Raw genomic sequence first — 25,042 nt, forward strand, 5'->3', positions numbered from 1 at the left:
TATGGCAGCATTTGAATATCAGGCCCTGACCTCAGCGGGCAAAAAGAAAAAAGGCGTAGTGGAAGCGGATAGCAGCCGCCATGCCCGTCAGTTACTGCGTGATCAAGGCTTGATTGCCACTTCTGTAGAGCAGGTCTCAGAGAAAGAGAAAAAGGTCAGAAGTTTCCTGGGTGGTCCTGGGATGTCCAGTAAGGAGCTGACCCTGTTTACCCGCCAGATGGCCACTCTGGTGCAAGCGGCGATGCCGTTGGAAGAGGTGCTGCAGGCGGTTGCCGCCCAAAGTGAAAAGGCCAAAGTCAAGAGCCTGCTGCTTGCGGTGCGCTCTAAAGTGTTGGAGGGGCATACTCTGGCAGCGAGCATGGCGGAGTTTCCTAATGCTTTCCCTGAGATGTATCGCGCCACGGTTGCTGCAGGTGAACACGCGGGGCATTTGGGCTTAGTACTGAATGAACTGGCCGATTATACCGAAAACAAAGAGCAATCCCGCCAAAAGATCCAGCTGGCATTGCTCTATCCAGGGCTGTTAACGGTGGCCTCTATCAGTATTGTGAGTTTTCTCTTAGCGGTTGTTGTACCGGATGTGGTGAAGGTTTTTGTTCGCACCGGTAACGAACTGCCACCGTTGACGGCAGGCTTGATTGCTGTGAGTGATTTTCTGAATCAGTTTGGCCTTTATCTGGTACTTTTGCTGTGTTGTGGTTTTCTCTTGTTTTCATCCGCTTACCGAAAGCCGGGTTTTCGTCGCAGTGTTGATCACTGGGTTGTTGATTTCCCATTAAGCCGCAAGATCAGCCGAGGTCTGAATGCCGCCCGTTTTGCTGGCACCCTAAGTATTTTATCCCGCAGTGGTGTGCCCCTGGTGGATGGCCTGGCTATTGCGGGCAGCGTGATGCCAAATTATTACCTGCGAGATCAGATCACTCGGGTGGCGCAGAAGGTAAAAGAGGGGACTTCCTTGTTTTCTGCGCTGGAATCCATTGGCCGTTTTCCACCCATGATGCTTTATATGATCGCCAGTGGTGAACGCAGTGGTGAGCTGGACTCCATGTTAAACCGGGCAGCAAAACAGCAGCAGCAATCCCTGGAGGCGTTAATGGCGACAGTAGTGGGGTTATTTGAACCTGTGGTTCTGATTGTGATGGGCGGCGTTGTGATGACCATCGTTCTGGCTATTTTGCTGCCTATTATGAATATGAATCAGCTGATTGGTTAAATTGCGAAATAAAACAGTAGTTTCAATTGTTTTTCGCTAACATGCTGATTTATTGAGATTCTTTGGATTGTATTTAAGCTAGGAACTTTAGATAGATCATAAGCCGGTTTTCAGGGAGATTTTCGTGCAACAGTTAAACAAGTCACACATGGACCATTTAGAGAACATCACACTAGCAGCAAGCAAATTAGAGAGAGCAGGCGAGCAAGAGAATATGAACAATCAGCCAAAAAAGCTTAATAAACAAAAGCAAAAGGGTTTTACCCTGATCGAAATTATGGTCGTGGTCGTTATTCTGGGTGTACTGGGTGCTTTGGTGGCACCATCCATTTTAGGTCGCCCCGATGAAGCCCGTGTCACCGTGGCTAAAAATGATATCCGCCAGATCAGCAACGCTCTGGATATGTATAAACTGGATAATTTTAAATACCCGACTCAGTCTGAAGGTCTGAAGGCACTGGTTGAAAAAACAGGCAGTGCAAAAAACTGGAATCCTGACGGTTATCTGGATGCCATGCCACAAGATCCATGGGGCAATGAGTATATCTATGTTCGTCCTGGCACCAAGAGCCGTCACTTCGATCTGTACTCTCTGGGTGCTGATGGCCAGGAAGGCGGTGAAGGGGTTGATGCCGATATCGGTAACTGGGATAACTAAAACCGTGATAACTAAAACTGTGATAACTAAAACCGTGATAACTAAGGCAACGTGCAGCGGGTGATGAGCCCAGTAAAGCAGATGATGCCCCGCAACCCGGCCAGGCAATCTCAACAGGGTTTTACCCTGATTGAGATTATGGTGGTCGTGGTCATTATCGGAGTGATGTTGACGGCGGTGGTTGCCCTGAGGGGAGGCGGTCAGCAGCATCGTTATCTGTTGGCAGAAGCCCAGCGAGTTAACCATCTGCTCACAGTGGCCCAGCAGCAGGCCATTCAGCAAGGTTTACCGGCTCGTTTGGTGTTTAACGACAAAGGTTATGCCTTCGAGTTCTGGCAGCTGATTGAAACGGAGCAGAACACGCTCTTGCCTGGTGAAGAGCCGGACTTTAGCCTGAAAGGAGAGTGGCAACTCCCGGAACAAGGAAACTTGCGGGATTATCAGCCCGAGTGGCCAATGACGTTTAAGGTCGAGCTGTTATCGAAGGATAAAGCACTTATGATCTATCCTGATGGTTTACTGACACCTGCTAAGATCCGCATCAGTCTGGAGGATTGGGAACAGGACGCGCTGCTGACAACGGACGGTTTCTCAGCTTTAGCCATCGAACTGGTTGATCAGGGTGATGATTAAGCGACCAGGCGCGACTTATATCAAACCCGATAAGGTATTGTAGATCGGAAAAGCCGTAAGACGCCTTCCGACAACCATCAGATACCGGAGAAAATGTTGGATGGCGCTTCGCCCATCCAACCGACTCTGATATCAATAGACTTATCGGGAATGGCATTACTTGATCAGATCATCACCTTAGTTATCACATTGCCCATGATGTTTATTTATTGAGTACATCATTAGATGACATCGCTAAAGATAGTGAATCGTTGAACAAGGAATAACCAGTGGCATCGTTATTTTCATCCCTGAGTTCAGTTGATATCCCTTGGCATAAGCTTGTGCCCGCGGGTGTTCGCCTGTGGTGGTCCCAGCAGTCCAATCGTGACCAGCTCGCGGTGAAAGTTCTGGCTCTGTTTTTGGTTCTAGCCGGTGGCTTTAAGCTGGTTTGGTTGCCAGTGCATGAGCAAATTGCTGAACAGAAAGCAAAAGAAGACCGCCAGCAACAGCGTCTGGAAAAAGCCCAGCTCAGAAACTACGAACGTATTAATCAGTTGGGTGCCCTTACTGTAGCGCCTTTCCCTGATTGGATAAAAAGCCAGTTAAAAGCCTACCGTATCAGCGTGGTAAGCCATCAGCATCAGGATGGTAAAGAATCCACATTGATCTTCCGCTATGCTGATCAGCGTAAAGCCAGCGACTTTATGCAACAGATTGCCCGCAGAGCCAAAATTCTGAATCATCAGGTGCAGCAGGCAAACCGTCAGATTCAAATCACTTATCAGGCATCACTCTGATATCCTCCATGATAGCCCTATTGAATGCCACCATGACTAAGATCCTATCCGGGCTTACGGCTATGAAAGTTGCTCAATCCGTTGGCCAGTCCGATGGTAAGAGCAGTGCTAAGGCCCGTGATAAGACCGCAAAATGGCTGGGGATAATACCAAACCAGATACGTTGTTGCAGGTCGGAAAAGCCGCAAGGTGCCTTCCGACAAACATCCGGTATCAGAGTCAGTGTCGGATGGCGCTCCGCTTATCCAACCTACTCTGATATCAAGAAGCTTATCGGGAAGGGTATAAGATCTCGACAACAGGGTTTTACGTTACTGGAAGTGATGGTGGCATTAGCGATTCTGTCGGTGGCATCCGCAGGGTTGATCACTGCCACCGGTGGTTACCTGAAACAAAGCCAAAAAGTTGAAGAAAAAGTGATTGCAGCCTGGGTAGCGGATAACTGGCTAAACGAATTGCGGTTGGCAGAAACCACGCCGGATTCAGACGAGGTTAAGGCTGAGGCCAATATGGCTGGGCGTGAGTGGTTGCTCTCTGCCCAAGTGATCGATACCGCTTCCGAGCATCTGAAGCGTTTAGAAATTAAAGTCCGCCGGGCCGATGACGGCGATAAAGGCGCTGTGTTATCTCAGCTGACTGCATTTTTACGGAGTAAGCGATGACTGAGCGGACTCCTATTCTATTTATAACTCCGACTGATTTAAAAAAGCGGCAATCCGGCTTCACCCTGCTAGAGCTACTTATCGCGGTTGCTATTTTTGGTCTGATTGGTCTTGCGGGCTATCGCATGCTGAACAGTGTAGTCAACACCTACCAACAAACCTCCAGTCGCAGCGATGAGTTTAGCCTGTTGCAGAAAACCATGGTGGTATTAGAACAGGATGTTCGTCATATGGTTGCCCGAGGTGTACGGGACGGTTTAGGCGATCCAACACCGGCTTTCAGTATGAATTATCAGGGGGGGCTCCCCATTGAATTTACCCGTGGGGGACGCTGGCGTTTTCCTGAAGATCAGCACTCTGATCTGACACGTATCGCTTATCGTGTTGAAGATAAACAGTTACAACGCTTGATTTGGCCGGTGTTAGATAGAGCAGAAGATAGTGAACCCCAGGTGCAGATTCTGTTAAATGAGGTATCTGGGTTGGAGGTCAGAGCGCTAGGGCAGGACTCTGGTTGGCAAACAACCTGGCCAGTAGAAGACAATCAGGGCGTTATTGATCTGTTTAGTATCCCCCGTGCCGTTGATATTAAAATACAGACACAAAAATATGGTCTGATTCAGCGTTTGATTACTCTGGATGGCTTATAGGTGCCGTGATGAAAAAGCTTATTTTTCCAGCTATTAAGCTCTCTAACCCGGTCAAGCGGTTCAATACAGCTAAGCCATATAATCCAGCTCTACCCGCTAACAGGGTCTCTATCCCCACAACAGGGTTGCATCATCAAAGAGGCGTTGCCTTGATTAGTGTGATGCTGATCTTTGCCATAGCCGCAGCCTTGGCCGCACGTATGATGACGAACGGAGCGGTGCAGGTAGAGCAAGCCAGCGTTTATCTTCAACAGCAGCGAGTGACGACTTACGCTCAAGGCGTAGAGTCCTATGTTATCGCCCTGCTAAAAGAGGATTGGGATAAGGACAGCCAGCAAGAAGCAGCGGCATTTGACCACCCCCAGGATAGTTGGGCGCAATTAAAACGTTTTCCATTGGATGAATTTGAAAATGAAGCCAGTGGAAAAAGCGAAGGCGAAATATTACTCCGAGTTGAGCCATTAAACGGGTTCTTCAATCTGGGCAATATTATTAACGATAAGGGCGAGATAGATCCCACACAGGTGAGAATCTTTAAACAGATTCTGGTTAATCATCAGGTACCTACGCAAATGGTCGATTTAACCATTGATTGGATGGATCTTGATAATACGACCAACTCTTTATTGGGGGCTGAGGATAATAATTACCTGTTAAAAAGCCCCGCTTATCGTACCGCTGATCAGAGGATGGTCAATCTCAGTGAATGGGCTTTATTGGAAAACTCTGAGATCACTCCTGACGTTCAGGCTAAATTGGAGCAGGATATTACGATTTTGCCAGAAGTCACCAAAGTGAATGTAAACTGGGCCAAGCCGGAAATCCTGGCCCTGGTCACCCAGAGTTCACCGGGACAAGCAGAACAATGGGTTGTCGGTCGTGAGTTTACACCGATAACCAATGTGAAAGAGTTTCTCACCAAGAATAATCTTGATGAGAAGTTAGAGAGTTTACTGACCACACGTAGCCAGTATTTTTGTATTCGTATTCGAGTGAATATTTCCGGGCAATTGGCTTATATTACGAGCATTGTTCATAGGCAGCAGGCTGATGGTTCCATTACCGTGCTGCAACGTAATTATTTACCCTTTAACAAGGCCATTCTCAAACTGGAGGAGGAGCAATCATGAATGCGGCCATCATTTTATCCATTCAGTTGAATTCTGATTCGGCCTTGCAATGGCAAGTGATCACTCACGACAGTCAGCATCACGCCGGTAATCTGGAAGACTTTGATAGCTGGTTAGCCCAGCAGAAGCAGCTGTTTAGCCTGTATCTGTTACTGCCACAGGACGTGTTGAGTTTTCATAACGTAGAAGTGCCCCAGGCGGTAAAACGTAATGCTCAGCAGTTAGTGCCGATTCTGGTTGAAGAGCAGTTAGCGCAAGATATTGATCACGTAAAGATTCACTATACCGGTAAGGATGTTGCCCCCGAGCAAGAGGGTGTCAACGTAGTCGTGTGTGACAAAGCTTGGTTTGAGCAACTGTTGGAAGTGGTGAAGTCCAGCAAGGTTAAGCTGCAAGCGTGTGTACCGGAAAGCATCTGTGCGCAGGCTCAGGAAAAACCAGGACAGGGAAACCAAGGGCAGGTACACAGTGGCGCTGCGCAAAATACCATCTCAGATATAGTATTAAATCTACCTAAACCTATGGCACAAGATCAGATTCAATGGCCCACACACCTGTCGATGCACAACGAACAAGGGCAGCGCTTTTTTAATCAGCTGCGCCAGAGTCGTTGGAATATGGTGCGCCCTGAAAAAGCCAAGCTGGGAGATTTAGGCTGGATTATGATGGGAAGCTTGGTAGCCGCCGGGCTTTATCTGGTCAATCTGTCCCTCTCGGGTTGATAGATGATACGTAGATTGATAGATGATACGTAGGTTGACGGGTAGATAGGCGGCTGTTGGCAGCCCGTCAACCTGTAGTAAAGCAGTATTCAACAGCATCAGCCTCTGATCCTCTCTACGGGCCTAACGCTGTATAGAGTTTATCCATCAACGATTAATCAACAGCCTCGCGGCATTCGTAAATCACCGTCCAGGGGTTGTATAGCGACAACGGAACCCAAGGCGATACTGAAGCGATAGCATTGAAAAATGACAGTTCAACGGTAGCGCTATCCCACTGTTGATTCGCGCAGTTATACTCCAGATCGACCGGCGGGCTGTACTCAACGGTGCCATTAAAACCAATATGGTGCCATTTCTCCCTTTCGACGGTATTTTCCATCTCAGGGCCATTAACAAATGTCATACTGCTGCAAGCCGTTATTAGCTGTAGCGACGTCAGAATAAACAATAGACGGAATTTAGCCATTGTTGCTTACCTCACACCACACGCGTGCAGTACGCGGCTGATAGATACCAAAAGTAATGACACTGACAAATACATTGGATATGGTCGCGACGGACTGCATCTGCTTAACCTTACGCCCCTGACATACTTCACGCACATTGATGGAGTGTTTACCCTTCAGGCCCCACCACCAATAATCATAACTTTGCTGGAAGTCCGGGGTGTTTTTTGTTTTCTCTGCACTATCCGTGCGTAATGTCACGGAAGAACAGGCGCTGAGGACTGTAGCCAATACCACGATCAGCAGTTGTTTGAGATATCTCCCTTTCATATGGACTCCAATTGCAATTTACTTGGGAAAACCAGGGTAAAACAGGCTCCGCCCAAGGGGGAGCGGCCAGCCGTAATACACCCTTGATAACTGTTTATAATGTCATACACCACGGCCAGACCTATGCCCTGACCAAAATCCTGTCGATCCAAACGCTCACCCCGCTTAAAGATCTGGGCAGCTTCTTCATCGGTAAAGCCAATACCATCGTCTTCAATCACCAGTGTCAGTTGCTGTCGTGATTGCTTTGCCGTGACCCTAATCTGCTGTCGAGCATAGCGGAAAGCATTATCCAGCAGGTTGCCCAACACTTCCATCAGATCATTGTCATCGCCATAGAACTGTAACCCAGGTGCGATTTCGATCAGCACATCCACCTGACTATCCCGGTGGGCATGATTCAGCACCTCGATCAAATCATCTAACACATCACTGACCGCTGTGCCCTGCTCCAGCAAGCTATGACCAGAGATAACCGCCCGCCTGAGCTGATACTCAATCGTCTGATCGATTCTTACCATCGCTTTTTGCAACACATCATTCTGATTGACTGCTGACTGTAGCTCACCTTTGACGATAGCCAAGGGCGTTTTCAGGCTATGAGCCAGGTCCGCCATGCTGGCACGGTATTTCTCTCGCTGGGCATATTCCTTATGGATCAGCGCATTTAGATTTTCTGTAACCCCATGCAGCTCAATAGGATAGGTCTTTTCTACCTTCTGCTGCTCCCCCTTTTCCAGATCAGAGATCTCTTTTTCCAACTCAAGAATCGGCCTGAATGAGCTTCTGAGTACCAGATGTTGCCCTAACAGCAAGGCACAGGTCAGCGTGGCAAAACAGATCCCCAGCCACCAGCGAAAACGGCCCACATCCTGATCGATAATCTGCTGATCTTCAGCCACGATAAAAAGATAGTGCTCCTGTCCACTATTCGTTTCCCAGGCAATTTTATAGCTCATGGTCAGATAGTTTTGACCTTGATAGCGATGCTTACCTCTTAACCAACTGCCGACATCTTGAGTCTCAAGAGTGAGTTCAGGTAATTGCTGTAAAGAGAGCGACTGCCAGAGTGAATCGCCACTATCATCCAGCACCAGCGCCCATAAACCTGAATTTAAGGTATTAAATCTGGGGTTACGCAAAATAGGTGGCAACTCGATGGATTGTTTGGTTTTCTCAGTCACCGACAGCAGATTAAAAATATGCAGTCGCAGGCGCTGATCCGCCGACTTTTCCAGCTCAGAACGATAACTATAATCCGCGACAATCAAACTGATGCACATCACCACCAACAGAGTCAGAGCGCTGTTAACAAAAAATCGCCGACGAAGAGAAGTCTGAACCGTCATTGCTTAACCATCTGTCATCTGCTGTCAGCCATTTTCATTCGACGATTAAGACGCTTTAATTGCAAAGCGATAACCCCGACCACGCAGGGTTTCAATGGGCTTGATATGATTATCCGGGTCCAGCTTGCGCCGCAGGCGACCGATCAAAACTTCTAATACGTTAACGTCGCGGTCGCTTTCCTCATCGTAAAGATAATCCATCAATGCCGATTTAGAGACAATCCGCTTCGGATGGCGCAGAAAATATTCCAGCAGTTTGTATTCAAACGCCGTCAGGTCCACCTCCAGATCATCCACCCATAACTCCTGCGTTTGAGTATCCAGCTTAATGGGGCCCTGCTGAATCACATGGCTGCTATAACCAGACGCGCGACGCAACAGAGCTTCAAGGCGGGCCAACAGTTCCTCAATCTCAAAGGGTTTAACCAGATAATCATCAGCACCGGCCTTTAAACCATGCACCTTATCCTTCCAGCTACTGCGGGCGGTCAGGATCAGAATAGGCAGCGTATTGTTTTCAGCACGCAGGCTCTTAATCACATCAATACCGGAGATCTTCGGCAGACCGATATCAATAATCGCCAGATCGTATTCATACTCACGGGCCATAAAAAGACCATCATCGCCATCAGAGCGGGTATCCACCTCATAGTTTTCCGCTAACAGCGTATCGGCCAGCTGGCGTTGCAAGGCCTGGTCGTCTTCAAGAATTAAAATTTTCATCTACTTCACCTCGCCATCCATTCAATTACCGTCCACCGGGATCGTCTTTACCACCCCCTTATCTGAAATAATGCGAATCTGATAGGTCACATCACCATTCTGAGTTTTCTTTTCCGCATTGAGCACCGTACCGGGATAAACAGTTGTCGCGCGCTGGATGGCTGTTCTTAAATCAATCACACCCGCCTTGGGCTTTTCCGGAGATTGACTGCCATTTTTCGGGATATGGACCAGGGGTGTATCCTGCACCTTCTTCTCGATCCAGCGGGTAAAAGGCCAAACCATACGTTCAACCTTATTGCTGGTCTCTTCATTCTTTTTGTTGTCCCGTTTCCCGCTGTCCTTACCCTGAGATTCCTGCTGAACAACAGACTCAGCCACGGCTTCTTTTCCATCGGCATAGGCCTGCTCTACCAACATAGATAGCGGCATCAACAGCATAGTGACTAAGAGAAACGGTTTTACAAAACGTGTGATCAAATTCTGCAGTCCTACTGGCTCTGCTACAGGATACTATTTCGACATATATGGACGTGTTCTCGCCCAGGTAATTTCACAAGCCCACATTATACCCCGTTAACTTGAACCGAACCTGACAAGTTGCGGGAGATAGGAGAGCCAAAACAAGATGATTTTACTCATATTTTCAATGGTTTTGCTTGTTTACGCAGTGTATGATTTTTCTAATTAAGCGAAATCAACGAGTTACCGTAGAGCTCTAACAAATAACAGGACCGCGTTGATTTGAAATAATCTGCATGCTCGCTTTTAGGGAACGGAAGATGTAACTGCTTTAGATATATCTCTTTCTGATCAAAGCATTAGGAATACCTAATAAGATATTAAAATAGGCAAATTGAGCATGCTTGAAATGAAAATGTTAGAGGTCCAAGTTTCCCACCAAGAGTACTGAGCATGGTAGATAGAAGAATTAAATGGTTGATTTACACGGTTCTGGTTGGCCTTATACCGATAGTTTCTCGCTTTTTTATTTGGTTGGTATCAACATCATCAACAATGCCCCTTTTCAATCCATCGGACTTTGTTGCTTTTGGGTTAGTGCTACATATCTCAAATATCAATGAGATTGAGCATCTTGAATCATTTGAGCAAAATTGGAAGACGGCTCAAAATGGTATATCGCTAACCTTTATTGCATTTTATGGTGTTCTGTTTGCTCTCACCGTTTTATCAGAAACGGTGCCTGGAATTATCAATATTGATACTATCAAGTATGCTGTCATGTTGCTTTGCATGGTTTCATTCTTCTTGAGTTATTCCGTATATCATCGAGTCTCAATGGTCACTAGAGCTGGAGCGTAGCAATGGACGGAATCATAATATTCTTAACTTTAGTTATTGCTTTAGCTGGTGCCGGCGTAGGTATTTGGTCAATCTTAAACACACGAAAGAAATACCTTAATGAGTATTTAGAAAGGAAACGTAATGGATCGTCTTAAGAGCTTTATTTATCTAGATGAGTACAAAATGTCATCGTTATCTTCTCAGCTATTTGAAGGAATTACTGAGTACCTAGTCTCGGTTAGTAGCTCTAAAACTGAGAAAAGTGAGCAGCAAAAAGGTGAAATTGGAAGTGGAAGGATATTTGCTGATGCATTGAGTAAAGATAATAGCACTGAAGAGAAAAAGGTGCTTCATGATTATCTCTACTCAAAATTTGAAAATCAACTTCAGCAGAGTAAAAAGGTGTTAGATATTCCGACAGACTCTGAGCTTGATATAAATGCTGAAATGTTAAATTATCCATTTGTAAAAATAACATCGAAAGCGATATTTAATGATATCAATTCTATCAAGTCTACTTTGGAAAATTTCAACACGCTTGGTGAGGCTTTTGCATATGTAACGAATTTTGAAAAGCTCAAAGAAGTTGATGCTCAACTTGAGCAAGCCAAAAAAAGCACGAAAGACAGAAATAAAAAGGCACGTTTACAGCAAGAGCATAAGTCAATAACAAACATTAAGAAACTTGCTAAGGAAACTGGCCTACATCAAGACGAAAAATTTTTGGAAAAACTAAATTACCTGTTGTCCTATGGCTTTGAGGATCAATTCGAGGTGCAGATGAACGGTGCAGATCGAATTTTCACAGCAAATTTGAACCGAGATTATTTGCGTGAAGGTGAGTCGCTGCTAAAAAGGAGGTATTCTCGAATAACCGATAGGGAGTTTGTAATGTTCGGAGTAATCGCTCAAGCAAATAATGCTATGGAATTGGAGCTGGAAGAGGTCAAAGAAGAAGCTTCTATGAAGCAGGCTCTTCTAAATTTAGTTGAACATTTGACCAATCTGGAAAACCAGTTTACTGGCAGGCTTTCTAATGAAATTATCATTGATCCTATCGCAATATATACAGAACTATAGGTAAGCCTCTAATCGGGTAGCCGAGGGTATCTAGCCCTCAGCCCCCACAACACTCTGCATGCGGGTCCGCACAGGGCGTTTCACTCAGGATAGTGAAGCTTAATCCAACCGTAGCGAGTAAAGTCCCTCAGATTTCAGGTAGTCCAAGAACAGGGCCTGATTAATCCCTAGAGTTTTAGCGCTACGCCACGGCCCCTTGCTGGTAATGCCACACGCAACTGCGGCTTGAACATGAACACCAAGCTTCATCAGATTCCTTACTTTAGTACGGGGCTTGCCGCACATTTCGGTCACGGAAATTGAAATTAAGACCGCTCGACAAAGGACAAAACATGTAACTCTGAGCTATCATGAGCCATCTATCCAAAGAGTAAGAGATATGGAAAGCCCAGAACTACTCATTATTCTGCTCAATATTGTGGTGGCCACAGCCGCCTATTCCTATATCTATCCCAGATTTTGTGGATCTGATATTAACAAAATTGCAATTAACGATATTTTAGCCAGCGGTGTTTCACTGTTGGTTGCAGGGGCGGTGTATTGGGGCAGCGGGGTTGAGTTTGATCTTATCTTCACAACGGTAAACTGGTTTGGGTTTACGTTGATCACTTATTTCATTCTGGAAACTCCGTTAATGCTCTGGTATTTCAAGAAGCATAAGGTGTTGGAAAAGTTTAATGCCTAGCCGCACAATTGGCAGGGAACTGGCTTTGGGCTAGTACAGATTAAGTGGGCTAGTGGGTTGCTATTTCGGTTTTTTATCAGGGATGTTAAAAATCACCATGAAGTTATCTTCTCTCTTCTACGTGTTCGTTTTTCTACCTGCGTTAGCATTTGCTGATGGTGCTCTTAAAAGTGGGGTAATCGAGTCCACTGCTCTGGGCGTTTCTAAGCGCTTTAATATCTATCTGCCTGAAGGTTATGGCACGAGTGAGCGTCGCTATCCAGTGATTTACCTTGTGCATGGTTGGGGTGTTGATGAAGATGCCTGGCCCTCTTCGAGCCTTCAGGTGCATAAGGTGGCCGATGATCTGGATCTGCAAGCGATTATTGTGATGCCAGATGGTGACCGAGGTGTTTATATCAACTCGGTTACGCCCGCTGATTATAAGGCGTGTATGAATGAGGCCCCGCCGGTTCGTAACTCCCGAGAACCTAGGGAAGAGTTCTGCGTTCGTCGTGCGAACTATGAGGACTATATGCTTGAGGATATTATTCCTTATATCGACCGCCACTACAGGACGCATCCTACAAGGTTAGCCCGTGGTGTTATGGGTGAGTCTGCCGGTGGTCTGGCATCATTTCATTTAGCCCTTCGGCATAAGGATCTGTTTTCTACAGTTGCCGCGCATTCCGGTGCGGTCTCCATGCTTTATCAGCCTGGTAACAATAAACCGTTAACACGGATAGAGCCAAGGCCCGGTTTTGAAGAGTGGGAGGCTATGCTGGGTTTGGATATCGAAAACTGGTTGGCATACGACCCTTATTCTCTTCTTGATACTCTCAAACCAGATGAACTTGCGATCTACTTTGATAGCGGTATGGAAGATGAATTTGGCTTTTATCAGATGGCTTTACACTTTGAGCAGCGTTTAAAGCAATTGGGTTTGGATCATATCTTCGTTGCTGTGCCGGGTGGTAAGCATGATGATGAGTTCTTTGGCGGCCGAATAATGTACAGCCTTCAGTTTATGGCCGAGCATTTCAGGAAGAATGGTGTTTATCCATGAGCCATGATCATTTTAAAAACCGATGTGAAAGGAAACACATGAATATCATTGAATCGACTGCAGCTGATGCGGAGCTACTGGCCTCTATTATCCGCGAATCAAATAAAGATGTAGCGCAAGAATTTGGCATTAATGGTGATAATAACCCCAAGCATCCGTCATTTTGTCAGAGGGATTGGGTTGAGTCTGATTTCAAACGTGGCGAGCGGTATTTTACCTACCAGCAAAATGGCATAGGCGTTGGTTGTGTGGCTTTTGAGAATCCGAGACCTGGCGTGGGCTATTTGAATCGTCTTTCGGTGTTGCCGGAATATCGTTATCAAGGTATCGGTGAAGTGCTTGTCAGGCATATTGTTAGCTATGGGAAGTTGAACGATATTCAGAGACTCAGCATAGGTATTATCGCCGACCACGTTAAGTTGAAGAACTGGTACTTAAAGCTGGGGTTCATTGAAGGAGAGAGAAAGCTCTTTCCGCATCTTCCTTTTGATGTTCTGTATATGAGCTGTAAGTGCTAAAGAGCATGACAAGACAGGCAAAACAAAACCCGCCAGCTCGCGGGTTTTATCGTAGAGATCGAATCAATGGCTAGACTAGAGCTTAGATGCCGAGATCATTCATCAGATCATCAAAGTCGTTGTTACCGTGCGCAGGGCTTACGCTCTCATCTTTCTGCTGTTTGTTTTCTGCCAGAATATCATCTGGGTTTTCCAGCTCAGCTTCATCAAAGTCATGCAGTTTGATGAATTCTGTCTTATCCATAGACAGTTCAAGATAGAAGATATTATTTTTCTCTGTCGTGAAGGTTACCCGACGGGATTGTGGCTGATCCAGTGTGGTATTCACCGAGATCTGAACCTGTTTGTTCATCGCCATCATCTTCGGCTGGCTCTGGGTGATAGAGGTGCGTAACTGGTGGCGTACTTTGTTGGTAAAGTCACCCACGATCTGGTTCATGATTTCGCCCATCACGTTGCCCACCTCGTCGGAGGTGTGCAGTTGCGCCAGCTCATTTTCAGGCATGCCCATGCTCAGCAGATACTTGCGATAGATCTCCATAGCCGATTCTGCGGTGAAGTTAATGATCACAAGACCAGAGAAACCGCCGTCAAACAGTACAAAACAGCCAATATCTGGTCGCAGACAGGTTTTGTTGATTTTCTGCACCATCGGTGAGTAGTCAACCTTATCATTTCCGGCATTGCCCAGCACTTCGGTCACAGAGTGGCAAAGAATCAGTAGCACTTCTTCTGTTGTAATGGAACGGGAGCGCTTTGCAGTGGCAAGTTTGTTGACGGTCACGGTAAACCCCTTGTTTGATCCGAGCTTAAAAATAATCTTATCCATGCATCTTACTGTTTTTTGTCGCTAAATCATATGAGTCGAATCAGTAAAACGGCACACTGAAAAAATCATTACTTTAGTGCTGTAAAGATAGATGAGTGCTGTAAGGATAGATGAGAGATGTAAAGACAGAAGACCGCTATTAATCTGGTTTCAGTGAAAAATATGGCGCATATCCAGCGGATAAAAGCCGTTTGCCAAAATATGTGGGCTACGCTTTGGTTTGTATGTATAAAAAAGAGAAGTGGACCACAGGTAACCTGGCAGCAAAGGAGTGAAACAATGAAGGCTAATCTGCTTTTTCTTATGGCAGCAACCGCTATTATGCCGATCAAGGTGCTGGCTGACGCGATTTCCGTTGAGCAAAAGCCAGTGGATGACGCTGTTATCAGCGATCAGCGTATAAAGCTGGCAAAAAATACTGAGGGTAAAGGCTTTGGCCCTCAATCACCCAGGGATATTGATGCTTTGGATGGCAGCAACACGAACGTTTTTAGTGAAGCTCCGGCCAGTACACAGATGAACTTGTGTAATATCCATTTTCACAAAAACGCTGAGCATAAAGGGGGTGAGTTTACTCAATATGCGGGTAATGGCGATGGTAAAGGCTATATGAGTGGTTATCGCTATTCCGGTCAGTTGACTGCGGCTGAGCTGGCCTCTGCGAACCAGAAAATCTGTCCAAGTACGCATGGTGCTTTGTATCCTGGAGATACGATTGAAGTGCATTATGTCCACTCAACAGCAAAGATTAAGCCGGGACCAACATTAGGCGCTTGTTTGAGCGACTCGGTTAAGAATCCGCAGTTACGAGTGGAGACACAGGTTTATGTGTTGGTGAATGACAAAGAGGCTCATGATTTTATCAAGCTGACTGAACACCAAAAAGTGAATGGTTTCCATCAGCCGTTGAATATTCCGGGTAACACTGGAAAACCTATTCAGTATGCTGGCTCAACAACAGGGCCTGGTTATAATGAAAAAGGCTCTCCATTCCAGGTAACCTGGAGTGTGCGTCCAAAAGTGGCCAAGGTGGATATTGCATCTGTTGGACGCTGGTGTGAGGGCAATGTGTTTAATGAGGATCACGCCCATGGTGTGAGAAACTTAGTAATGAATCGAGCTCTGTTATCGAAAATTCAACGCTAAGATTTTTCCTGATATACAATCGATCGAAATAGGCTCAGGGATGAATTCGCTGGGCTTATTTTGTTTATTCATCATGTTTCATATCTCATGGAGGTACTCCCCTGCAATTATCTGTCGAAATAAACTGCTGCGACTCCATGTGCCAGAGTAAAGGATAATGATGTGAGCTTGCAGATTAACTTTGCTGATCTCTTCGAGTTTACCCGCGTTTATCTGGCCGCTTTTTACACCTTTGTTGCTGTGTTTTATACCGTTCGTATCATACTGTTAAAGCAATCAATTGCCCGTGAAGCTGTTTTTGCTGGCCCGCGTTTTAGCGCAACCTGGTGGAACCACGTTACGTTTCGTATTTTTCGGGTTGTTATCTGGATGGTATGTGCCATCAGATTATTTTTCCCGTCATTTGATAATTATCTGGGCATTCTATCTGATTGGCAAAGTGCTCCGTTGATGTTGATTGGGAATCTATTTCTGGCGTTCGGGCTGATCGCTATTATGACCATTCACTATCATTTAGGGATCATTTGGCGCTCTGGTATTGATCCCAATGGACCGGACAATATTATCTCAAGTGGCATTTATCGCTATTCCCGAAACCCTATGTTTTTGCTGGTTGCCATAACCCAGTTTGGCTTCTTTCTGGCATTACCTTCGCCATTTTCATTGTTCTGTCTGTTAATCGGTTTGTATACCTTGCAGCGCCAGGTCATTGCCGAGGAAAAACATCTGACGGAAAAGTTCTCCCAAGAGTATGAAGCGTACAGCGCTAATGTGCGCCGTTGGTTATAGCCTTAAAGCAGGTGGAATTTATTTTAGACAGCTATTCATCAGCAGGCTTTCACGCTAAGCTTCTGACTTCATTGAAAATCAGGAGTGTGATATGGCGGGTAACACAAGAACGGAAACCCTTCTGGCTCAGGCTGGGCATTACCTGGATAAGGAAACAGGGGCTGTGGTGCCGTCGATTCAACCTTCAACAACCTTTGCCCGTGATGAGCAGGGTGAACTGTACGATAAAGATCGCATCTATGCCCGTGATAAAAGTGTAAATGCGGAGATGGCCGAAGCGGTGCTGTGCGAGCTGGAAGCCGGTGCATCTTGTAAACTGTTTGCTTCGGGTATGGCGGCAGCGACAGCTTTAGTACAGACACTACGCCCCGGTAACCGTCTGGTCGCACCTTCAGTAATGTACTGGTCGCTTCGTGCCTGGTTGATCTCATTCTGTGCGGATTGGAATATAGAGCTGGCTTTTTATGATCCGTCTGATGAAGCCGATATGGATCGTGTGGTTAAAGCACAAGCAACCGATATGCTGTGGGTCGAAACACCAGCAAACCCAACCTGGCAAGTGGTGGATATCAAGCGTGCTGCAGATCTGGCTCACGGTGTGGGGGCTCAACTGGTGGTGGATTCTACCGTTGCGACACCTCTCTTGACCCGACCAATTGAGCTGGGGGCTGATTATGTATTTCACTCTGCGACCAAATATATTAATGGTCACAGTGATGTAGTGGCAGGCGCTCTGATTACCGCAAAAGAAGATGACAGGTGGGCAAAAGCCTGTGCAATTCGTGCTCAACATGGTGGTATTTTAGGTCCGTTTGAAAGCTGGCTGTTATTGCGTGGTATGCGCACCATGCATGTGCGCGTTGAACGTGCCTGTGAAAACGCCCTGGCTTTTGCTCAGCATTTTGAGGGTTACCCTGGCGTGTCTGAGGTGATCTACCCTGGTTTATCTTCCCATCCACAACATGAGATTGCTGTGCGTCAGATGCAGGGCGGTTTTGGTGGCATGCTGTCGATTCGTTTTGACGGTGGTGTCGAGCGTACCGCACAAATTATCGGTCGTCTAAAGCACTTTCTACGTGCGACTTCTTTAGGGGGAGTGGAAAGCCTGGTTGAGCACCGCGCACTCATTGAGGGCCCTGATAGCCCTGTGCCTGATGACCTATTACGCTTCTCAATGGGTATTGAGCATGTGGGTGATCTGATTCAGGATCTGGAGCAGGCGATTAAAGCTGAGTAATCCACTTTTTGGTCAGAAACCCTGTATTACGCCATAAGTAGATAAACTTCATGTGATGCAGTAGTGCTTCCCTTCTATTAATGGAAGTACTACTGCAGCTTACCAAGCTGTCATTTTTGTAAAAACTCCAATTTTCAGGTTCGGTTCAGTTTGACGCCAGCTTGGGTTCAGACACACCCTTTAACATAGCAGCCATATACAGACATCAACTGCTGCACACAATGCAGCCATGAATAAAGTAAAGGAATAAGGCTATGTTAACTCAAAAAATGACGACTCCGATCTCTACTGGTTTTCTGCTGACTGCTCTACTGTCAGGTACTGCTCTGGCTAACGATGCCATTGGCCCTGGAGATAGTGACAGCAAGTGGGTTCTAGGTGGTCATGTCGGTGTGATGAGTAATCCATATGCCGGTGAAAATGAAGACGGTTTCCTGATGCCTAATGTGGAGTATCGCGGAGAGCGCTTCTTCATAAAGGATGGTGAAATGGGTTATAGCCTGTATCAGGGTGAGCACTTCAGTGCCGGTGCTGTACTGACCGGACAAGGCTCTTTCCTGTCAGACAAAGACGATTATCAGGATAACGCCAAACTGGCTGGTCTGAAAGAGCGCGACGGTACTCTGGACCTGGGTTTCTATGTGATTAAAGATACGGATATGGGCCGTGTGCGCTTCACCTTTCTGGAGGAGGTTACTGGCGAACATAAAGGCCGCTCTGCGGATCTGAAATATACCTTTGCGTATCAGGCTAATAAGCTAAATGTTAATCCATTTGTCGGCGTGAACTGGACCAGTGCTGACAAGGTTGATCACTTCTTTGGTGTAAGCAGCGCTGAGGCAACTGCAGATCGTGCCGCCTATAAAGGTGACGGCTCATTAAATGTTTATACCGGTGTACGTGGCCGCTATGAGATCACTAAAAACTGGGATGTCAGTGCCACCGCCGCTTATGTGCATCTGGGAGACGGTATCCGTGACAGTAGCATTGTTGACGAAGATCACGTCTTAGTCGGTACAGTCGGGGTGAATTACAACTTCTAAACCGTCTCAATCAAAGCGTGGTCTGCCAGTAAACCGTTAGGCACGAAGGAGTCCCTCAAATCTGGGCTAATACCAGTATTTTAGCGCATACCCGTATTTGGTAAATAACCGTATTTGAGTGAATAACGACAGTAAGCCAACATAACTGCTTATCCCCTCTCCGGCCAGCGGCTGGGGAAGGGAAGGGAAGGGAAGGGAAGGGAAGGGAAGGGAAGGAATTAGTGTCGCAAAACTTTTGCACCGCTGCCCAGAATCTTTCTTGTCTCTTCAACCATCCGATGGAAACTCTCAAGCCGGGTGCTCCGTAATGGTTCAGAATGACATAGTTCATCTATCTTAAGTCCTGAGCCCTGTGTCAAAATAGTTATTTAACCTCACTTTTTAGGCTATTTTGGGTCGAGTATGCTTCCAATACTGCGCGGTTTTTCCCAAATCGGTTTTCAGAATAATTCGGTGAGCGGTTTACTGATCCTTTGTGCCATTGCCGTCAATTCCTGGCTGATGTTACTGATGGCCATTCTGGCCGTCGTTATCGCCTATTACATCGCTTATCACATTGGACAAAAGTTAGGAGCTGAGCCGTCTGATCTGGAAGCAGGGTTATATGGTTATAACGCCGCTCTGCTAGGCATTGCATTAGTCAATAGTGTGCCATTGAGTGCTTGGTTACTGTTTTTATTACCGCTTGGTGCCACCTTCACGGTTGGACTGATGCTAGTCTTTCGAAAAATTCTCCGTTTACCCGCCTATAGTTGTCCCTTTATTTTGTCTGCCTGGATTCTCTTATGGCTGGCTTTGCTACTTGCAGGAGAATCAGTGAGTGAGCTGCACTCAGGGGAGGTTGTCTATGAAGAGCTTAACCTACTGAACGCAGTGCTCAACGGGGTCGGTCAGGTAAGCTTTCAGCCATCACCCATGAGTGGCGTTTTAGTGCTGTTGGCCCTGGCGGTCGGATCTTTGCCAAAGGCAGGTTGGGCGTTGCTGGCTTCTGTCTGTAGTGTTATTTTTGCTTACGTCTTAGGTTTGGATTCCACATTGATCAACACTGGTTTTTTTAGCTTTAATGCTATCCTGGCAGTACTTGTAGTGGTTGATCGTATGCAGTGCCAGTTTTGGTCATTGTTGGCAATCGTGCTTTTAATGGCAGGGGTTACTGTGTTGCTGAGTGCTGGTTTGATGAAGCTGGGCTTGATCGCATTTACAACCCCCTTTGTACTCAGTACTTATCTGTTGGGTAGCATCACAAGATGGCGCTTAGGCTGACGCCTGCACTGGGTTAAGCCTGTTGGTGTTTGAAGTTAAGTAGCAGATAAAATAATTTCCAGTTGCATTTTTAATCCATTGCAGAGGATTTTTGTGCTGTCAAATCTTTCAGCAGCCCTGCTACCTGAACGTGTAATCTGTTATAGTTGCGCCAATATTTTTGGCAGGTCCCTGGCGTACACTTACAGTGGTTTAGTTTGTGTACACATGGGTGTACATATTTAGGGTTAACGACAAGTGTCAAACGAAATCTCTCAACAAACTCAAACGCGTAGAACGTTCGCAATTATTTCCCACCCGGATGCCGGTAAAACGACCATTACTGAGAAGCTGCTGCTGTTAGGTAATCTAATTCAGACCGCCGGTACGGTTAAAGGTAAAAAAAGTGACCGTCATGCGACTTCAGACTGGATGAGCATGGAGCAGGAACGCGGTATCTCCATTACCTCATCGGTGATGCAGTTCCCATACAATGGCCGAATGGTGAACCTGCTGGATACCCCAGGACACGAGGATTTCTCTGAAGATACTTACCGTACTCTGACGGCGGTTGACTCCGCACTGATGGTGGTTGATGGCGCAAAAGGTGTAGAAGATCGTACTATCAAGCTGATGGATGTCTGCCGTCTGCGTGATACGCCAATCTTTTCGTTTGTGAACAAGCTGGATCGTGATATCCGTGATCCAATCGAGCTGCTGGACGAGATCGAAGAAGTTCTGAAGATTCAGGCTGCACCGATCAACTGGCCCATCGGTATGGGGCAGGACTTTAAAGGTGTCTATAACCTGTACACCGATACCCTTCATGTTTTCCAGTCAGGCATGGGGCATACCCTGCAGGATGATATCCGTATTCAGGGCCTGGACTCTGATGAAGCCCGCGAGCTGATCGGAGATCTGTACGATGATTTTGTTGATGAGATGGAGCTGGCACGTGATGCGACTTATAAGTTCGATAGTGAAGCCTTCCTGGCCGGTAAGCTGACGCCGGTATTCTTTGGTACTGCTCTGGCAAACTTTGGTGTTCGTGAGATGCTGAACGACTTTGTTGAGTGGGCTCCTTCACCAATTCCCCGTAATACCCAGACGCGTATTGTCGAGCCAGATGAAGAGAAATTCTCTGGCTTTATCTTTAAGATTCAGGCCAATATGGACCCAAAACACCGTGACCGTATCGCCTTTATGCGTGTTTGTTCCGGCAGTTATACCCGTGGCATGAAGATGAAGCATGTGCGCATCAATAAAGATGTAAAGATTGCGGATGCAGTGACCTTCCTGGCCGGTGATCGTGAGAACGTGGAAGAAGCCTGGTCCGGCGATATCATCGGCCTGCATAACCACGGCACAATTCAGATTGGTGATACCTTTACTGAAGGTGAGGCACTGAAATTTACCGGTATTCCACACTTTGCTCCAGAGATGTTCCGCCGTGTACGTGCAAAAGACCCGCTGAAGACCAAACAGCTGCAGAAAGGTCTGCAGCAGCTGTCGGAAGAAGGTGCTGTCCAGCTGTTTATGCCGCTGAACAACAATGACCTGGTACTGGGTGCGGTCGGTCAGCTACAGTTTGAAGTGGTCGTATTCCGTCTGAAGGATGAATACAAGGTTGATTGTATGTATGAGCCAGTGAACGTTCAAACTGCTCGTTGGGTAGAATGTGACGATCAAAAGATGCTGGACGAGTTCCGTCGTAAGAACAGTGATAACCTGGGTCTGGATGGTGCGGGTCTGCTGACCTATCTGGCACCTACCCGTGTCAACCTGAGCCTGGCTCAGGAGCGTTTCCCTGATGTGGTTTTCCGGGCGACCCGTGAGCACTAAGGTTGAGAGACTGAGGTTGAGAGACTGATTCGCTTGTGATGTTATCCAAACGAACTCTTTTCTTCGCAATAAAAGCGGCTGCCATTGGCAGCCGTTTTGTGTTCAGAGCAGCACTCTTTTGAAGGGTGAGCGAAGCACTGAGCCTGCCCGTTTTACCAGTCGATGCCTTTACGGGCTTTGATTCCGTTGTTAAAAGCGTGCTTAACATCCTGTACCTCAGACACCGTATCTGCGTACTCCTGTAACTGTTTCTGAGCCGCACGCCCGGTCAGAATTACACTTTGGTTTTCCGGGCGATTCTTCAGCGCTTCCATCAACTCTTCCATCTCCATATAGCCGTATTTCAGCATATAGGTGACTTCATCCAATACCACCAGATGAATGTCTGGATCTTGCAGTTTAGGGATGGTTTCCTGCCAAACCTTCTGACAGGCCTCGGTATCCAGTTGGCGGTTTTGAGTTTCCCAGGTAAAGCCCGTACCCATAGTAGAGATACTCAGGTTGTCGTCGTTGGCAAAAACGTCTCTTTCACCACAATCCCAACCGCCTTTAATAAACTGAGTCACGTGGACCTTATAGCCATAACCCAGGCTACGGGCCACAGTGCCCCAGGCTGAAGTGGTTTTACCCTTACCGTTACCGGTAATCACAATCACAATACCCCGTTCCTCATCGGCTTGAGCAACCTTGGCATCAACAATCTCTTTGCGCTTTTGCATCGCTTTTTTATGGCGGGTATCGCGATCAGTCATGGTATTTCCTTAGTCGTAGCTGATTAAGCACTCTGGCCAGCCTAAAATGTGGTGACGTACTCATCGTGTGTAAAACAGTTGCAGTTAATAAGTCGTCATCTTGTAGTGTGGCTAACCAGGTGCTTTAGATAGTAGTAAAAATATTAGAAACGATAGCTAACGGAGCCAAAGACACTACGGCCTTCGGTCGCGTAGTTACGCTTACTGACATAATCTTTGTCGGTCAGGTTTTTTACGGTCATCTTTAAGCTTAGATCACGATTGATCTGATATTGACCATCCAGATCAAGCAACGTATAGCCGTTTAGCTTATCGGTATTGGCGCTGTCGGCGTAGCGCTCACCAATATAGGTCGCACTGGCACCCAAAGTAAACTGCTCAATCTGCTGCGCTATACGCAGTGTCGCTTTGTTTTTCGCGCGGTAGATCAGCTGCTTGCCTTTATTTTCACCCTGAGCATTTTCAGCATCCAGCCACTCGATATTGGCTTGAACCAGAGTGTTTTCATGCTGGAATTGAGCGGATAGCTCTGCGCCTTTAATTTCAACGCTTTCTACGTTGCTAGGCATCCACTTACCGTTGTCATCCGGTGCCCAGATGATCATATCATCCACATCAGTTTGATAAACATTCAGAGCGGTATAGAGCGCTGGTGTGACCTGATAGCTCAGACCCAGGCTATTGGTGTCTGAGGTCTCAGGGGCAACACCGGGGTTACCAGCAGTCCAGCCGGTATCCGGGGCGTACAGATCATTAAACGTTGGTGCGGTAAAGGCACTGGCGCGACCAGCTGTCAGTTGCAGACCCTCAATCAGCTCTACACCGACTTCCACACCAAAGGTATCAAAGCTACCAAAGGCTTCATTATCGTCGATACGGCCTGAAACAGAAGAGGTGAAACGGGATTGTTGCCACTGCCAAAGACCAAACAGCGCCTTGTTATCACGCTGATCTTCCTGATAGGCACTTACGCCACTACCGGAAATCTTGTCTTGTTTGTAGTCGATACCGGCAACCAGGGTGTGGCTGTCGTTAACGCTATAGTCGCTTTGCAGACTGAAGTGATAGTTTTTAGTGACAAACTTATCGGCTTTAACGCCTTCCACTTCCTGCTGGCTGCTGTCTTTATGATGGCTCAACTGAGTACGCAGATTCAGATCATCACCCAGTTCGGCCTGTGCGCCCACATGAGTGGTGGTATTCTCAAACAGGGAGATACAGTCATTGGTTTTTGACCAGTCTGGCTTAGAGCACTGATCGTAGTCATTTTCACCTTCATTGTGCTGTACACCGGCAAACAGTTTCACCTGATCCAGTTGGTGCTCTGCACTCAGTTTTAAGGCGTTGTTGGTGTAACCATCGTCATCTTCGCCGTCTTCACCTTCTTTATCCCAAACATCAAAACCATCGGTTTTAAAATGACTGACAGAAGCACTGATACGAGTATCTTCGTTAGCCCAGCCACCGTTTACACCCAGTTGACGGGCGTTATCGCTACCGACACCGGCTTCAACTTCTGCGTGGTTTTGATTGTTCTTGGCTTTTTTGGTGAAAATTTGCACGACACCTGCGATCGCATTAGAACCGTATAGGCTGGAACGGGCACCACGGACGACTTCAATACGCTCAATCTGATCCAGCGGGAAATGCTCCAGGCTGGCAGTCCCCAGCGTCGCGCTCCCCACTTGCACACCATCTACCAATACCAGCATACGTTTCTGATCCAGACCACGCATATACAGGCTAGAGGTCTGACCATAACCACCACTGTTTACAACCTGAATACCTGTAACTTGCTGCAAAGCCTGAGCGACACTCTTAGGTTGGCTCTGTTTTAGCTCCTGCTGGGTAATCACTGTTACCGGCGTCAGGGATTGAGCCACATTCTGCTCAAAACGGCTGGCAGTAATGACAATCGTCATAGGGTCGGCATTAGCCTGAACAACAGAAGAGGCAGCGGCCGCAGTAATGGCGGTAGCTAGAATGGCTTTTTTCATGGGGATAATTTCCTCAGCGCAAATCACAAGCGTTGAGGGAGGGCAGGCGCAATAGGCAGGATTGGTTCAATCCAACGCATTTACACCGGTGTCGCCCTCCGCAACACCGAAAATAATCAAAGTCTTCCGGTTGGTAATCGGGCTCAGCGTCATACAGGTTTTATGACCATTACCGTTGCGGGGGCAGCACAGGGATTGCACCTGTTTCCCCAACCGGGAAGTTTAGCGGGCATC

Annotated in this window: 27 protein-coding genes and 1 riboswitch; of the genes, 19 read left to right on the forward strand and 8 right to left on the reverse strand. The window is 46.9% G+C overall.

Features of this window, described 5'->3' with window-relative positions; genetic code table 11:
* The first annotated feature begins 1 nt into the window (after position 1).
* From gspF to gspL, 8 genes are all read left to right on the forward strand, one after another.
* The gene (gene gspF / locus H579_RS0102245) at positions 2 to 1,213 is read left to right on the forward strand and encodes a type II secretion system inner membrane protein GspF (protein WP_028299311.1); all 1,212 of its coding nucleotides are present in this window, start codon (positions 2 to 4) and stop codon (positions 1,211 to 1,213) included.
* Between the two features lie 214 nt (positions 1,214 to 1,427).
* Entirely contained in the window at positions 1,428 to 1,871 is a 444-nt protein-coding gene (gspG, locus tag H579_RS0102250) for a type II secretion system major pseudopilin GspG (RefSeq protein WP_028299312.1), read from the forward strand.
* Between the two features lie 63 nt (positions 1,872 to 1,934).
* Positions 1,935 to 2,504 carry a prepilin-type N-terminal cleavage/methylation domain-containing protein gene (locus H579_RS27555; RefSeq protein WP_028299313.1) on the forward strand — a complete coding sequence of 190 codons (570 nt, stop codon included), beginning with the start codon at positions 1,935 to 1,937 and terminating at the stop codon, positions 2,502 to 2,504.
* Positions 2,505 to 2,773: 269 nt separating this feature from the next.
* Entirely contained in the window at positions 2,774 to 3,283 is a 510-nt protein-coding gene (gene gspM, locus H579_RS0102260) for a type II secretion system protein GspM (RefSeq protein WP_028299314.1), read from the forward strand.
* A gap of 8 nt (positions 3,284 to 3,291) precedes the next feature.
* The gene (gspI, locus tag H579_RS0102265; RefSeq protein WP_028299315.1) at positions 3,292 to 3,945 is read left to right on the forward strand and encodes a type II secretion system minor pseudopilin GspI; all 654 of its coding nucleotides are present in this window, start codon (positions 3,292 to 3,294) and stop codon (positions 3,943 to 3,945) included.
* Positions 3,942 to 4,595, forward strand: coding sequence for a type II secretion system minor pseudopilin GspJ (gene gspJ / locus H579_RS23945; RefSeq protein WP_051227236.1), 654 nt, complete (start codon positions 3,942 to 3,944; stop codon positions 4,593 to 4,595). Before gspI ends, gspJ begins: the two co-directional genes overlap by 4 nt.
* Positions 4,596 to 4,603: 8 nt before the next feature.
* Positions 4,604 to 5,725 (forward strand): type II secretion system minor pseudopilin GspK, encoded by a 1,122-nt coding sequence (gspK, locus tag H579_RS0102275; RefSeq protein WP_036565087.1) that lies wholly within the window; start codon positions 4,604 to 4,606, stop codon positions 5,723 to 5,725.
* Positions 5,722 to 6,447, forward strand: coding sequence for a type II secretion system protein GspL (gene gspL, locus H579_RS0102280; RefSeq protein WP_028299317.1), 726 nt, complete (start codon positions 5,722 to 5,724; stop codon positions 6,445 to 6,447). The genes gspK and gspL overlap by 4 nt, the downstream gene beginning before the upstream one ends.
* Before the next feature lie 154 nt (positions 6,448 to 6,601).
* On the opposite strand, the gene H579_RS0102285 is transcribed toward gspL, so the two are convergent.
* The 5 genes from H579_RS0102285 to H579_RS0102305 are packed head-to-tail and all read right to left on the reverse strand — an operon-like array spanning position 6,602 to position 9,778.
* Positions 6,602 to 6,916, reverse strand: coding sequence for a hypothetical protein (locus H579_RS0102285; RefSeq protein ID WP_028299318.1), 315 nt, complete (start codon positions 6,914 to 6,916; stop codon positions 6,602 to 6,604).
* Entirely contained in the window at positions 6,909 to 7,226 is a 318-nt protein-coding gene (locus H579_RS0102290) for a Bor family protein (protein ID WP_036565088.1), read from the reverse strand. The genes H579_RS0102285 and H579_RS0102290 overlap by 8 nt, the downstream gene beginning before the upstream one ends.
* Positions 7,223 to 8,575 (reverse strand): ATP-binding protein, encoded by a 1,353-nt coding sequence (locus H579_RS0102295; RefSeq protein WP_028299320.1) that lies wholly within the window; start codon positions 8,573 to 8,575, stop codon positions 7,223 to 7,225. Before H579_RS0102295 ends, H579_RS0102290 begins: the two co-directional genes overlap by 4 nt.
* A 45-nt stretch (positions 8,576 to 8,620) precedes the next feature.
* Entirely contained in the window at positions 8,621 to 9,298 is a 678-nt protein-coding gene (locus H579_RS0102300; RefSeq protein ID WP_028299321.1) for a response regulator transcription factor, read from the reverse strand.
* A 21-nt stretch (positions 9,299 to 9,319) separates the two neighbouring features.
* Entirely contained in the window at positions 9,320 to 9,778 is a 459-nt protein-coding gene (locus H579_RS0102305) for a PepSY domain-containing protein (RefSeq protein ID WP_028299322.1), read from the reverse strand.
* Positions 9,779 to 10,213: 435 nt separating this feature from the next.
* Between H579_RS0102305 and H579_RS0102310 the strand changes: the two genes are divergently transcribed.
* The 5 genes from H579_RS0102310 to H579_RS0102335 all read left to right on the forward strand — a co-directional run bounded on the left by H579_RS0102310 (position 10,214) and on the right by H579_RS0102335 (position 13,931).
* Positions 10,214 to 10,621, forward strand: coding sequence for a hypothetical protein (locus H579_RS0102310; RefSeq protein ID WP_028299323.1), 408 nt, complete (start codon positions 10,214 to 10,216; stop codon positions 10,619 to 10,621).
* A gap of 123 nt (positions 10,622 to 10,744) precedes the next feature.
* Positions 10,745 to 11,683: a DUF6414 family protein gene (locus H579_RS0102315; protein WP_028299324.1), complete on the forward strand. Its 939-nt coding sequence runs from the start codon at positions 10,745 to 10,747 to the stop codon at positions 11,681 to 11,683.
* A 379-nt stretch (positions 11,684 to 12,062) separates the two neighbouring features.
* Positions 12,063 to 12,368: a hypothetical protein gene (locus H579_RS0102325; RefSeq protein WP_028299325.1), complete on the forward strand. Its 306-nt coding sequence runs from the start codon at positions 12,063 to 12,065 to the stop codon at positions 12,366 to 12,368.
* 97 nt (positions 12,369 to 12,465) lie between these two features.
* A complete protein-coding gene (locus tag H579_RS0102330) occupies positions 12,466 to 13,413 on the forward strand; it encodes an alpha/beta hydrolase (protein ID WP_036565090.1) in 948 nt (315 codons plus the stop codon).
* Between the two features lie 38 nt (positions 13,414 to 13,451).
* Positions 13,452 to 13,931: a GNAT family N-acetyltransferase gene (locus H579_RS0102335; protein ID WP_028299327.1), complete on the forward strand. Its 480-nt coding sequence runs from the start codon at positions 13,452 to 13,454 to the stop codon at positions 13,929 to 13,931.
* An 82-nt stretch (positions 13,932 to 14,013) separates the two neighbouring features.
* Here the strand turns inward: H579_RS0102335 and H579_RS0102340 are convergent, their stop codons facing one another.
* Entirely contained in the window at positions 14,014 to 14,715 is a 702-nt protein-coding gene (locus H579_RS0102340) for a DUF3334 family protein (protein WP_028299328.1), read from the reverse strand.
* Between the two features lie 324 nt (positions 14,716 to 15,039).
* Between H579_RS0102340 and H579_RS0102345 the strand changes: the two genes are divergently transcribed.
* The 6 genes from H579_RS0102345 (at position 15,040) to H579_RS0102375 (ending at position 22,059) form a co-directional block, all read left to right on the forward strand.
* The gene (locus H579_RS0102345) at positions 15,040 to 15,906 is read left to right on the forward strand and encodes a delta-class carbonic anhydrase (RefSeq protein WP_028299329.1); all 867 of its coding nucleotides are present in this window, start codon (positions 15,040 to 15,042) and stop codon (positions 15,904 to 15,906) included.
* Positions 15,907 to 16,068: 162 nt separating this feature from the next.
* Complete coding sequence (locus tag H579_RS0102350; RefSeq protein ID WP_028299330.1) at positions 16,069 to 16,695, forward strand: methyltransferase family protein; 627 nt, start codon at positions 16,069 to 16,071, stop codon at positions 16,693 to 16,695.
* A gap of 91 nt (positions 16,696 to 16,786) precedes the next feature.
* Positions 16,787 to 17,932, forward strand: coding sequence for a trans-sulfuration enzyme family protein (locus tag H579_RS0102355; protein ID WP_028299331.1), 1,146 nt, complete (start codon positions 16,787 to 16,789; stop codon positions 17,930 to 17,932).
* Between the two features lie 254 nt (positions 17,933 to 18,186).
* A complete protein-coding gene (locus H579_RS0102360; protein WP_028299332.1) occupies positions 18,187 to 18,975 on the forward strand; it encodes a MipA/OmpV family protein in 789 nt (262 codons plus the stop codon).
* Between the two features lie 402 nt (positions 18,976 to 19,377).
* Positions 19,378 to 20,238 carry an urea transporter gene (locus tag H579_RS0102370; RefSeq protein WP_084623831.1) on the forward strand — a complete coding sequence of 287 codons (861 nt, stop codon included), beginning with the start codon at positions 19,378 to 19,380 and terminating at the stop codon, positions 20,236 to 20,238.
* A gap of 237 nt (positions 20,239 to 20,475) precedes the next feature.
* The gene (locus H579_RS0102375) at positions 20,476 to 22,059 is read left to right on the forward strand and encodes a peptide chain release factor 3 (RefSeq protein ID WP_028299335.1); all 1,584 of its coding nucleotides are present in this window, start codon (positions 20,476 to 20,478) and stop codon (positions 22,057 to 22,059) included.
* A gap of 152 nt (positions 22,060 to 22,211) precedes the next feature.
* Here H579_RS0102375 and cobO read toward each other — a convergent pair whose 3' ends face one another.
* Together cobO and H579_RS0102385 are read right to left on the reverse strand one after the other, a co-directional pair.
* Positions 22,212 to 22,811 carry a cob(I)yrinic acid a,c-diamide adenosyltransferase gene (gene cobO / locus H579_RS0102380; RefSeq protein ID WP_028299336.1) on the reverse strand — a complete coding sequence of 200 codons (600 nt, stop codon included), beginning with the start codon at positions 22,809 to 22,811 and terminating at the stop codon, positions 22,212 to 22,214.
* Positions 22,812 to 22,954: 143 nt separating this feature from the next.
* Complete coding sequence (locus H579_RS0102385) at positions 22,955 to 24,808, reverse strand: TonB-dependent receptor domain-containing protein (protein WP_028299337.1); 1,854 nt, start codon at positions 24,806 to 24,808, stop codon at positions 22,955 to 22,957.
* 111 nt (positions 24,809 to 24,919) lie between these two features.
* Positions 24,920 to 25,041, reverse strand: a riboswitch (cobalamin riboswitch).
* Position 25,042: the final 1 nt, after the last annotated feature.

This window comes from Oceanospirillum beijerinckii DSM 7166, assembly GCF_000422425.1.
Classification (GTDB): domain Bacteria; phylum Pseudomonadota; class Gammaproteobacteria; order Pseudomonadales; family Halomonadaceae; genus Oceanospirillum; species Oceanospirillum beijerinckii.

Bases quoted from the DNA above. Each gene is read 5' to 3' on its own strand.
- gspF (WP_028299311.1), top strand. From the start codon at position 2: ATGGCAGCATTTGAATATCAGGCCCTGACCTCAGCGGGCAAAAAGAAA.
- gspG (WP_028299312.1), top strand. From the start codon at position 1,428: ATGAACAATCAGCCAAAAAAGCTTAATAAACAAAAGCAAAAGGGTTTT.
- H579_RS27555 (WP_028299313.1), top strand. From the start codon at position 1,935: ATGAGCCCAGTAAAGCAGATGATGCCCCGCAACCCGGCCAGGCAATCT.
- gspI (WP_028299315.1), top strand. From the start codon at position 3,292: ATGATAGCCCTATTGAATGCCACCATGACTAAGATCCTATCCGGGCTT.
- gspJ (WP_051227236.1), top strand. From the start codon at position 3,942: ATGACTGAGCGGACTCCTATTCTATTTATAACTCCGACTGATTTAAAA.
- gspK (WP_036565087.1), top strand. From the start codon at position 4,604: ATGAAAAAGCTTATTTTTCCAGCTATTAAGCTCTCTAACCCGGTCAAG.
- gspL (WP_028299317.1), top strand. From the start codon at position 5,722: ATGAATGCGGCCATCATTTTATCCATTCAGTTGAATTCTGATTCGGCC.
- H579_RS0102285 (WP_028299318.1), bottom strand. From the start codon at position 6,916: ATGGCTAAATTCCGTCTATTGTTTATTCTGACGTCGCTACAGCTAATA.
- H579_RS0102290 (WP_036565088.1), bottom strand. From the start codon at position 7,226: ATGAAAGGGAGATATCTCAAACAACTGCTGATCGTGGTATTGGCTACA.
- H579_RS0102295 (WP_028299320.1), bottom strand. From the start codon at position 8,575: ATGACGGTTCAGACTTCTCTTCGTCGGCGATTTTTTGTTAACAGCGCT.
- H579_RS0102300 (WP_028299321.1), bottom strand. From the start codon at position 9,298: ATGAAAATTTTAATTCTTGAAGACGACCAGGCCTTGCAACGCCAGCTG.
- H579_RS0102310 (WP_028299323.1), top strand. From the start codon at position 10,214: ATGGTAGATAGAAGAATTAAATGGTTGATTTACACGGTTCTGGTTGGC.
- H579_RS0102315 (WP_028299324.1), top strand. From the start codon at position 10,745: ATGGATCGTCTTAAGAGCTTTATTTATCTAGATGAGTACAAAATGTCA.
- H579_RS0102325 (WP_028299325.1), top strand. From the start codon at position 12,063: ATGGAAAGCCCAGAACTACTCATTATTCTGCTCAATATTGTGGTGGCC.
- H579_RS0102330 (WP_036565090.1), top strand. From the start codon at position 12,466: ATGAAGTTATCTTCTCTCTTCTACGTGTTCGTTTTTCTACCTGCGTTA.
- H579_RS0102335 (WP_028299327.1), top strand. From the start codon at position 13,452: ATGAATATCATTGAATCGACTGCAGCTGATGCGGAGCTACTGGCCTCT.
- H579_RS0102345 (WP_028299329.1), top strand. From the start codon at position 15,040: ATGAAGGCTAATCTGCTTTTTCTTATGGCAGCAACCGCTATTATGCCG.
- H579_RS0102355 (WP_028299331.1), top strand. From the start codon at position 16,787: ATGGCGGGTAACACAAGAACGGAAACCCTTCTGGCTCAGGCTGGGCAT.
- H579_RS0102360 (WP_028299332.1), top strand. From the start codon at position 18,187: ATGTTAACTCAAAAAATGACGACTCCGATCTCTACTGGTTTTCTGCTG.
- H579_RS0102370 (WP_084623831.1), top strand. From the start codon at position 19,378: ATGCTTCCAATACTGCGCGGTTTTTCCCAAATCGGTTTTCAGAATAAT.
- cobO (WP_028299336.1), bottom strand. From the start codon at position 22,811: ATGACTGATCGCGATACCCGCCATAAAAAAGCGATGCAAAAGCGCAAA.
- H579_RS0102385 (WP_028299337.1), bottom strand. From the start codon at position 24,808: ATGAAAAAAGCCATTCTAGCTACCGCCATTACTGCGGCCGCTGCCTCT.